This window comes from Candidatus Jordarchaeum sp., assembly GCF_052745115.1.
This window is the reverse complement of the sequence record NZ_JBRAKS010000137.1, coordinates 1-9855: the sequence shown is the minus strand read 5'-3', so window position 1 is coordinate 9855 and position 9855 is coordinate 1. Positions and strand designations below refer to the sequence as shown.

The 9855-nt window shown below is 40.9% G+C and carries 10 protein-coding genes; 8 read left to right on the top strand and 2 right to left on the bottom strand.

Features of this window, described 5'->3' with window-relative positions:
• The first annotated feature begins 193 nt into the window (after positions 1-193).
• From guaB to ACUVXA_RS10955, 7 genes are all read left to right on the top strand, one after another.
• Positions 194-1708 (top strand): IMP dehydrogenase, encoded by a 1515-nt coding sequence (gene guaB, locus ACUVXA_RS10985; protein ID WP_445871305.1) that lies wholly within the window; start codon positions 194-196, stop codon positions 1706-1708.
• Between the two features lie 108 nt (positions 1709-1816).
• Positions 1817-2659 carry a class I SAM-dependent methyltransferase gene (locus ACUVXA_RS10980; protein ID WP_445871304.1) on the top strand — a complete coding sequence of 281 codons (843 nt, stop codon included), beginning with the start codon at positions 1817-1819 and terminating at the stop codon, positions 2657-2659.
• A gap of 133 nt (positions 2660-2792) precedes the next feature.
• Positions 2793-3278 carry a hypothetical protein gene (locus tag ACUVXA_RS10975; RefSeq protein WP_445871303.1) on the top strand — a complete coding sequence of 162 codons (486 nt, stop codon included), beginning with the start codon at positions 2793-2795 and terminating at the stop codon, positions 3276-3278.
• Positions 3279-3490: 212 nt separating this feature from the next.
• Entirely contained in the window at positions 3491-5146 is a 1656-nt protein-coding gene (locus ACUVXA_RS10970) for a GTP-binding protein (RefSeq protein ID WP_445871302.1), read from the top strand.
• Between the two features lie 227 nt (positions 5147-5373).
• Positions 5374-7311: a DNA topoisomerase VI subunit B gene (locus ACUVXA_RS10965; protein WP_445871301.1), complete on the top strand. Its 1938-nt coding sequence runs from the start codon at positions 5374-5376 to the stop codon at positions 7309-7311.
• 3 nt (positions 7312-7314) lie between these two features.
• Positions 7315-8316, top strand: a complete 1002-nt coding sequence (locus ACUVXA_RS10960) for a DNA topoisomerase IV subunit A (RefSeq protein ID WP_445871300.1) — start codon at positions 7315-7317, stop codon at positions 8314-8316.
• A 22-nt stretch (positions 8317-8338) separates the two neighbouring features.
• The gene (locus ACUVXA_RS10955; RefSeq protein ID WP_445871299.1) at positions 8339-8674 is read left to right on the top strand and encodes a hypothetical protein; all 336 of its coding nucleotides are present in this window, start codon (positions 8339-8341) and stop codon (positions 8672-8674) included.
• A gap of 266 nt (positions 8675-8940) precedes the next feature.
• On the opposite strand, the gene ACUVXA_RS10950 is transcribed toward ACUVXA_RS10955, so the two are convergent.
• The gene (locus ACUVXA_RS10950; RefSeq protein ID WP_445871298.1) at positions 8941-9198 is read right to left on the bottom strand and encodes a type II toxin-antitoxin system HicA family toxin; all 258 of its coding nucleotides are present in this window, start codon (positions 9196-9198) and stop codon (positions 8941-8943) included.
• Positions 9188-9421, bottom strand: coding sequence for a type II toxin-antitoxin system HicB family antitoxin (locus ACUVXA_RS10945; protein ID WP_445871297.1), 234 nt, complete (start codon positions 9419-9421; stop codon positions 9188-9190). The genes ACUVXA_RS10950 and ACUVXA_RS10945 overlap by 11 nt, the downstream gene beginning before the upstream one ends.
• A gap of 16 nt (positions 9422-9437) precedes the next feature.
• Between ACUVXA_RS10945 and ACUVXA_RS10940 the strand changes: the two genes are divergently transcribed.
• Positions 9438-9614 (top strand): hypothetical protein, encoded by a 177-nt coding sequence (locus ACUVXA_RS10940; RefSeq protein WP_445871296.1) that lies wholly within the window; start codon positions 9438-9440, stop codon positions 9612-9614.
• Positions 9615-9855: the final 241 nt, after the last annotated feature.

The following is a 9855-nucleotide window of genomic DNA, read 5'->3' as shown; positions in this document are numbered from 1 at the left end:
GGGGGGTGACAAATGTCTATGATTTCTACAGGATATATTCTCTAACAATAGGAAAAATGTAAAATTGAAATAATAGATAAAGTACATATTAAAACTCCAAATATGTATTAACTAATAGGTTTTATCCATACAAAAATCTTAAATTCACATTAAGGATAAATCCATTAAAACATACAAAAATCCGGTGAAGCAGATGAAATTCGCAGAAAAATTAGGGATGAAATACAATAACACCATTAATGAGCACCTATCATTTGACGATGTTTCGCTACTACCGAGAAGCAGCGACTTTGAACCCAGCGAAGCCGATATTTCCGTTTGGATAACACCCGAGCATCTGCTATCCATTCCCTTCATATCCTCTCCAATGGACCGTGTTACAGAATCAGAAATGTGTATAGCTTTAGCTAGGGAAGGGTGTTTAGGCGTTCTTCACAGAAACTGTCCAATGCAGGTAGAGGTGGACATGGCTAAAAAAGTCAAACGCGAAGAGATATCCGGAATAATAAGAGACCCTATAACCGTAACACCGGATACCTCTATATCCACCGTGATTAGGATCATGCGTGAAAAAAACATATCAGGACTACCGGTTCTCGATAAATCTGATAATTTAGTGGGAATAATAACCAGTAGAGATGTTATCGCCGCCAATCCTGACTCTCCAGTAAGTGAAGAGATGACCCCCAGTGAAAAACTGGTCACAGCTTTAGAGAAGGATATACTGGAAAATGGAAAACTAAATACTGAAAAGGTTAAAAAATTACTTCACCTTCACCGAATTGAAAAACTGCTGGTTTTAAACGAACTCAAAAAGCTCACTGGTCTCATCACTCTTAAAGATATTAAGAGACTTGAGGATTCCCCCCACGTGTCCCGGGATACAGAAGGGCGTTTAATGGTGGCTGCAAGCATCAGCCCATTCGACCACGAGAGAGCCATAAGATTAGACCTAGTGGGAGTAGATATCCTAGTTATAGATATAGCTCACGGAATGAACGTGAACGCCATAAAATCGGTGGAAAAAATTTCAAAGGATGTAAAAGCTTGGATCATGTATGGAAATATAGCTACTGACGAAGCAGCCCATGAGGTAATCACCAGTGACATAGATAAACTAGCAAGTCTGCGCGTAGGACTAGGTGGAGGAAGCATCTGCCAAACCACACAGGTTACCGGAGTAGGAGTTACCACACTATCGGCTACAGCTCTCGTAGCGGGCGCTGTTCTGGAACACGATGCCAAGATCAGCATAGTTGCTGACGGAGGAATTAGAGACAGTGGAGATATAGCCAAGGCAATCGGTGTTGGTGCCAGCGCTGTTATGTGCGGTTATCTTTTTTCAGGCACTGACGAAGCTCCCAGTGAGAAAGTATACATAAGAGGTGTTCCGATGAAGAGATACAGAGGTATGGCGTCTCCCTCAGCCATAAGAGAAAGATATGCTATAGACAGGTATACTAGGGGAACTAAGAAGGTGGCGGAGGGCATCGAGGGTGTGGTGTCATATAGAGGTTCTGTTAGAACATTGGTTAGAGACCTGGCAGCCGCTCTCAAAGCAGCATACGGTTATGTTGGTGCTAAAAACACGAAAGAAATGTGGGAAAAAGCACGCTACGCTAAAAGAACGATGGTTGGGGTCAGAGAAGGACTCCCCCACGATGTAATTCCGGAAACCCAGTTCCAAGACATATATGAACCATTTTAAAAAAATGGTCTTCGAAAAATGAGGCATAATTCAATTTTTCTCTTGGGTAGATTTTTTATAATTTTCTTTTCTCGAAAGAGCGGGAGGCATAGAGGGGAGAATTAAATCTTGAAATTATCACAAGTGATTAGGAACTTGGTTCCAGAGAATTGTAGATTTCTGATTCCTAGTAGACATGAGGAGGTTGGAGATATTTGTTTATTAAAACTTCCTGAGGAATTATCGGATTTTTATTCGGTGATAGGTGAAGCGGTGCTTGAGAATTTTCCCCAGTTTAAGGTGGTGGCGGTTCGAACTGGACGCATAAAGAATGAGCAGAGGGTGGGGGAGATAAAAGTTATAGCCGGTGAAAATAGAACCGAAACTGAACACCGGGAGTATGGGTGTAGGTATAAGCTTGACTTGGGGAAAGTGTTTTTCACTCCGCGTTTGAGTTACGAACACAACCGAGTGGCAAACCTGGTCAGAGAGGGAGAAGTTGTACTAAACATGTTTTCGGGAATAGGAACATTCTCGATACTAATTGCCAAGAGAGTTAAAAACTGCAAAGTGTTTTCAGTTGATATTAACCCCCAAGCTATTGAATATTTAAAGAAAAATATTCTTCTTAACGGGGTGCAAGATAAGGTTATCGCTATTCTAGGTGACGCAGCCAAGATTGAGGAAACAGTTCAGGCTAATAGGATTATAATGCCGCTCCCACTCAGAGCTTATGAATACTTAGAGATTGCTGCTCATAAAATTATTCCGGGAGGCACAATTCACTACTATGACACCATTTTTGCAGAGGAAACAAAAATTCAACAACTAAATAATCTGAGTGAAAAAGTCAGGGCCAGACTTGAAGATTTAAAATTAGAAATTAAAATACCCTATAAGAGAAGGATTAGAAGCTTAACTCCCGGATTTTATTTGAGCGTTTTAGACATTTTAGTGCTTAAAAAGAACTGAAAATATCACTGAGAATACTACAGCTATCTGCGGATAAAAATACTAAAATGCTTAAAAGTTCACAATAGGTTTCAATTCATGTACAATTTTTTCCAGCAGACTAGTAAAAAATCAGGAAAACGAGGAAATAAACATGGAAGAAAAAAAGGAACCGGTTTTTAATCCCTTAGTTCCAGACGACTGTGCCAAAGCAATTATCTCATGTTATACTTCCAAAGTTGGAGAATGCCAATTTTTTTCAAATGCAGTTGAATCCAATTGTCTTCTTGACCCTTTTTCGCATAGAACCTGGAACTGCGAAGGCAGATGCTTCGTTAATGGATATAGGTGCGAGTATATTAGTGCATCCTTTAATTTAAGAAGTTCTAGTGAAGAAATTAATTCTATTATGTCATTAATAGGACAAAACGGAGCGAATATCATTGGTAATCTAGGATGGAGTATTATGACACAGGAGGAGGTTTCAGCCGTTAGTGGCATCAGGAAAGATGAATTTTCCTTTATGATAAATGTTTTAAAACTCCTAAACCTTGTTTCCGTTAAAGATGAAAAATTATACTTAACAAATCTGGGAAGGAAAGTGCACGACCATCTAATAGCACGGAAATATTTGATGTGATTTAATAGCATAGTATTCGAGTTAATTTATATCTCCTAAAAATAGAAGAAAATAAAACTCTAGTTTTTTAGAATTTATAAAGAGAAATATTAAACAAAAGATGGAAGTGGGAAGAAGAAATTCATATTACATAGATAAATGTTCAAATAATTGTTATTCAGAGTATATTTAAATTTGTATTATATTTATTTGATAATTAATAGGTGTTTACATTGTCTGATGATTCTCTTGGAGAGTTTCTAAGTAGGGGTGAAAATTTCCGCACAGAATTTAAACGTTTTTTGAAAGCGGGAGATTTGGCTCCAAAGAGAAAACACAAGCTAATAGCACAGTTAAAGTATATTACTAGTGATGGTGAGGGGAACTTTTTCATAGGAATCGAGGATATTGATGATAAAAAATGGGAAATCTTTGGATTAACAGAAGAAGACGTAGAAATTTCAGACCTTGTCTTAAGAAGGATCTGTCAAGAAGCGGGAATAACCATATCTGAAAGACAAATTTTCAAAACAAGCAAGGGACTGGTAACAAAATACGTTTTAGTGAAGACACCCTCGGAAGAAATGCAAGACATGATCTCTATTGGTTTCGCCGGAAGAGTAAACTCTGGAAAAAGCACACTAATAGGAGTACTTCTTGGAAACAAACTAGACGATGGGCGTGGATCCGCTAGAGCATACCTTCTCAAACATCCCCAAGAATTGGAAAAAGGACAAACAGCGGACCTCCACTTCGCCTTTATAGGATTAGACCACAACAATAACATAACCCCACTAGAAAGCCCGCTCAACCCGGAGGAAAGAGCCAGAGTACTAGACCAAGCGAAAAGAATAATCATCACTCTTGATGCTCCCGGTCATAGCGAGTATATTAAGACCATGATCAGAGCGATTCTGGGTAGCGATTCTCAGTATGGTGTGGTACTTGCCCCTGCGAGAGACGAATATAAACTTATGTTAGCGGAAGAGACGCGGACAGGAATTTGGCGTTTAGACGACATCACAAGAGAGCACCTACTACTGATGGTGAATAAGGAAACTCCATTTATTGTTTTAATTTCGAAAATAGATCTGGTAGAGCCTCCCGAGCTCGAAAGGGTGAGAGAGGTTATCCGCCAAACCATTAAGAACATTGGGCGTCTTCCCTTATGGGTTAGAGATGAAGACGATATTAAAATTGTTCAGAAAGAGATTGGTCATCGTGTGATCGTCCCGGTAATTGAAGTGAGTAGCATCACTGGCGATGGTTTGAATCTACTTGTAAGTATCCTGGCCTGTCTACCCTCACGAATCACCCAAGACGCGATACTAAAACCAGCACTCGCCTACATCGATAAAGTTTACCAAGGAATTCCGGGAACAAATGTGGTGGTAACCGGAACCATAAAGCAGGGAATATTCAAACCCGACCAGAAAGTGAAAATTGGACCAGATAATAACGGCGACTTCTTTGAAGGAAGAATCGCAACCGTGGAGGTTTTCCGGGAAAGAGTGCAGCGAGTCAAAGCCGGTGACATATTCGGCTTCGACGTCAAACGTGTGGAACCTAAAAAATTGAGAAGAGGCCAAGTAATTTCTGACATTGATTTAGACATTCAACCATGCAGATTCTTTGAAGCAAACATTGTGGTAACTAGGCACCCGGCTAAAATCTCGGTGGGATACTCACCGGTTCTCCAGACCAATACCATACATCAAACAGTGGTTTTTGAAGAGATTGAAGGATATGATTACTTGGTTGTAGGAGACTTCGCCAAAGTCAAATTAAGATTGAAGTACTTCCCAGAATTTATCAGAGTAGGAGACAGGATTGTTACAAGAGAAGGAAGCACCAGAACAATCGGGCGAGTAACAAAAATCTTGGAATAAAACAGATCATAAAAATTACTAAAAATACAAAATAATTTTTTCAAACTTCACCATGAGAAAACATTGGTGAAATATTATGTATTGTACAGTATTATTTGTTTTTAATTTTGGCTTCGAGGTTTTTTCTAGTGATTGTTATTATATAAAAAAATTTAAAATAAACGCAAAGTTAAGTTATTAATAACTAAGAGAAAAAGTCACGTAATTTTGTCTAGAAGGAAAATATTATGTCAAAAATTTCTTATAAAGCGATTAGTGCTGCAGATTTCTTCTACAGAAATCGTGACATCGCAGGGTTTGATAATCCCACCCGAGCCATTTACACCGCGGTGCGCGAGATTGTAGAAAACAGCCTAGATGCTTGTGAAGACGGGGGAATAATTCCCGAACTAAAGGTCATCATGAAAGACGAAGGAGAAAACGTCTTTCAAATACGAGTAGAGGACAACGGAATAGGAGTTCCTCGAGACAACATACAAAGCTGTTTCGGGCGAATCCTATACGGATCCAAGTACACTCATCGCCAGGCAAGAGGTAGATTCGGATTAGGAGGAAAAATGGCCTTCCTCTACGGTCAAATTACTACTCACAAGCCCCTGCACGTAATATCCAGTGATGTGGATTCGGAATGGATTTACGACGTCTCGCTTCGCATAGATATACAGAGTAATCAACCTGAACTATTAGAATGGAACCGCAGAAAAAACGGCGATGGGTGGCACGGCACCATAATAGAGTTCTCCCTTGAAGGAGACTGGCCAAGAGCAAGAAAACAAATAATAGAGTATATTCGCGAAACAGCTCTAATTACACCATACGCTACTATTATGTTCATCGATCCCGATGGAGTACTCTACTACTTTACAAGCAGCATAAAAATATTACCACCCCCACCAACAGAGGTACAACCCCACCCGGTGGGGGTTGACGTAGAGCGAGTAACCCGCATAATTTCAGAAACAAAAACCACAGACATGGCAACCTTCCTTCGATCCCACTTTCACCGAGTGGGGCAAAAAACCGCACAAAAATTTCTAAAAGCGGTTGACATACCAGAAAGCACCGATCCCAAATCACTAAACACCGCCCAAATAGTTAAACTTGTAAGAAAAATGAAAACATTCGGAGAATTTCTTCCACCAGACGCAAAATGCCTCTCACCCCTCGGAGTAGACCTACTGAAAACAGGAATAAAAAAAGAACTCAAACCAGACTTCGTCGCCGTCGTCCAACGTCCACCATCATCATACGGAGGACACCCCTTCATAGTGGAGGTAGGAATGGCATACGGTGGAGAAGTGCCCCGAAAAGAAAACATCGTACTCTACCGTTTCGCTAACCGCATCCCACTACTCTACGACGAATACAAAGATGTCTCAGCCAAAGTCATAAGAGCCATACCCTGGACTCGATACAAAATAAAAGCCGGAATGCCCATAGCGGTGTTCGTCCACATCGTAAGCACCAATATACCCTTCAAAACCGCGGGCAAAGAATTCATAGCAGACCGGCCAGAGCTAGAAACAGAAATCAGAAGAGGAATCATGGAATGCGCCCGACAACTAATGCGCTTCATCCAGAAAAAGGAGCGCATAGCCAGAGAAAGACAAAGAATAAACATTTATGAACAATACCTCCCACTCATTGTCCGAGACATAGCAGCACTAGCAGAGAAAAAAGAAGTACCAGACTACGCAAAACTCATAGAGAAAAGCAAAGCAATGATCGAAGAACCAGCAACAGAGGAAGAAGAGGAAGAGGTAGAAGAAGTGTTGGTGACAGCGGAAGATGCGGAAATGGAAATAGACCAGCTAGTCGAAACCTCAACTGAAGAAGAGGTGGAAAAAATCGGAGAAATACTCGCAGAAAGAAAAGCAGCCGTAATAGAAGGACCAGCAACCCCCGAAGAAAACTCCACAGCAGCGATCGCAGAAGAAGAAATAGAAAAAGCCACAACAGTGAAAACGAAGGCGAAAAAAGCAGCCCAAACCACCAAGGAAGAAAAACCAAAAACCCCAAAGAAAAAAACCAAAAAGCGAAAATCCAAAACCCCCAAACGCCCCAAAACAACCAAACAAAAAGAACTAACAGAAATCATAGAGGAAAGTGAGGAGACAACCAAACTTTTGGACGAAGCCGTAGAAAAAGAACCAGAGGAGGAATAAGAAATGCTCACAGGAGACAAAGTAATAAAAGCCCTAAGCAGAAAATGGAAAGCAAAAGACGCCCTCGCAAAACAGCTCAAAGTAAAAAACCAAGAAGAATACGAAAAAATCCTAAAAGATTTAATAGAAGCAGAAGTAATCGAAGTAGAAGAAAAAGACGGAGCAATTAACCTAAGACTAAAAGAAACCGAAGCCAAAAAACAGAGAGCAATAAAAAAAGAAAAAGAACTATTCGAAAAAGAACAAAAAATAAAAAAAGAAGTAGACAAAAACCTATCCCACCTAGGACAAGAACTATACCAAGAAGTAAACCGGGGAGAATTCCCCGAATTAGACATACCAAGCAGAAGCACCTCCAACATAGTCTTCGACGAAGACCTCAGACAATACGTACTAGGAGAAAAAACAGTAACCAGAACCGCAAAAAGCATGGGACAAATACGAAGCTTCTCCCAACTAGTCTGGGTCATGAGATTCCTCAAAGACCTACTAAAAGTAGACAAATCCAGCACCCTACGAGACGTCTACTACAGCAGCGAAGCCTACCAAATCAAATTCGCAGACCAACAAGAATCCGACATATGCATCACCGACGTAGAAGCCATGCTATCAATACCCAGAGAAGACTTCAAAGTATTCCCAGAAGAAAGAAGCGCAATCTACGGAGACTTCACAGTAGAATACACCACACCCGCAAGATACGCCGGCCGAAGAGTCACCATGAGCGACAGCCCAGACGGCGTAATGATCGGACCACACCTAGTAAACTCCAAATTCATACAAACCAAAGCCGACAAAGTAATAGCCATAGAATCCGGCGGCATGTTCACCCGATTTGTAGAAGAAGAAGTAAACGAAAAATACAACGCCATACTAATCCACACCGCAGGACAAGCACCCAGAAGCACCAGACGACTAATAAGAAGACTACACTACGAACTAAACCTACCAGTATACATCTTCACAGACGGTGACCCTTGGGGCGCACTCCAAATATCTTGTTAGATGTTTGGGCGCACACATAGCCATGGTCGTTATCAGTGGTAGCGCGTCGTCTGCTCATCTTCCGGGTTTAGCTACGCCTGATGCCGTCTGGATGGGTGTCTGGGCTAGTGATATTGAACATTATAAACTGCCTAGTGACAAGCTCAGTGAGATTGACATAAAGAGGTGTAATGACCTGCTTAAGGACCCCCGGTATCGTTCCAAGTTCTGGCAGGACGAGCTTAGGACTTTTATAAAGATTAAGAGGAAAGCGGAGCAACAGGCTTTCAGCCGCTACGGTTTAACCTATGTGGTTGACGAGTATCTGCCCGCTAAGCTTAAACAGGTATCCGATATGAGGGAGAAAGGACTCATTTAGTCACGTTGTAGTCTTTTCTTCCTTTCTTTTTTATGAGGCTTCTCATATTCACCCTCTGGATGATTGTAGTTCTGAATAGTCGCTCAGTCTTGCCCGTTTTCGATGTCGTTCTTTTGGTGTTCGAACCATTCTAGCATCCATTCCACGCTTATGATTTTTCCTCTGTTGTATATGTATGTGGGTTCGAGTTTGGTTTCTATTCTATTTTCTTCGAGTTCTGCTTTTTTCTTCTCGTCTTTCTGACGTGTTATTGTTTGTGATTACCCTCACTGCTTCGTTGACAGCGGTGTGGATAGTTGTTTCTTTAGGAGGGCTGAGAGGTATTCTTTTTTTAAGCCTGTATCCTTGATTATTTTGAGTAGGAGTCCTTTGCCTATTTGTTCACTTTTGTGGAGGGGGATTACTGTGATTTTTCCTTCTGGGTTTTTGAGTATAACGTGGCTTCCCTTTTGCCTTACGATTTCGAATCCTACTTTTTTTAGGGCGCGGATTATTTTCTCGGCTGGCAATGGTTTAAGGCTCATTTTCAGTAACCGCAATAAATTGAATTCCGACGAGTTCTCTCTTTTTAATTTCCTCTGATTTGTCCTCTACTTCTAGGTAGAGTTCGATGGCTTCTCTTATTCGCTCCATTAACTCGTCTAGGGTTTTTGCTTGGGTGTGACAGCCGGGCAACTCTGGAACAGAAGCTATAAGGTAACCGTCTTCATCCCTCTCAATCACTACGGTGAAAACAAGTTTCTGCACTTGCACCACACTCTAAATGTTACACTACATAAATATATTATTATCTTATAGAATAAAAGTATGTGGTATTTTCAGGTTTAAGAGGAAGGCTGAGCAGCAGGCTTTCAGCCGCTACGGTTTAACCTACGTGGTGGACGAGTATCTACCCAAGTTTAAAGAGATTGACCGGATGAAGGAGAAAGGAACAATATAATTATGCTGTGATCTCTGATCCTCAAGAATATTTAAGATTCGCTTTGGGACAAAATTAGTAACTCTTTCTTCTCAAAGGATTTGTCCATTGCTGGAGGTGGGTTAAAACAGCGCACCCTTATACACATACCCCGTTCAGCATTCCACCCTTTATAAACACCACCACCTCGAAAACGCAGCCACCCCCGGCAGTATTTCCGAATTGTTAATTTTATTTTTATTTGAATTTGGTTTTGTTTATG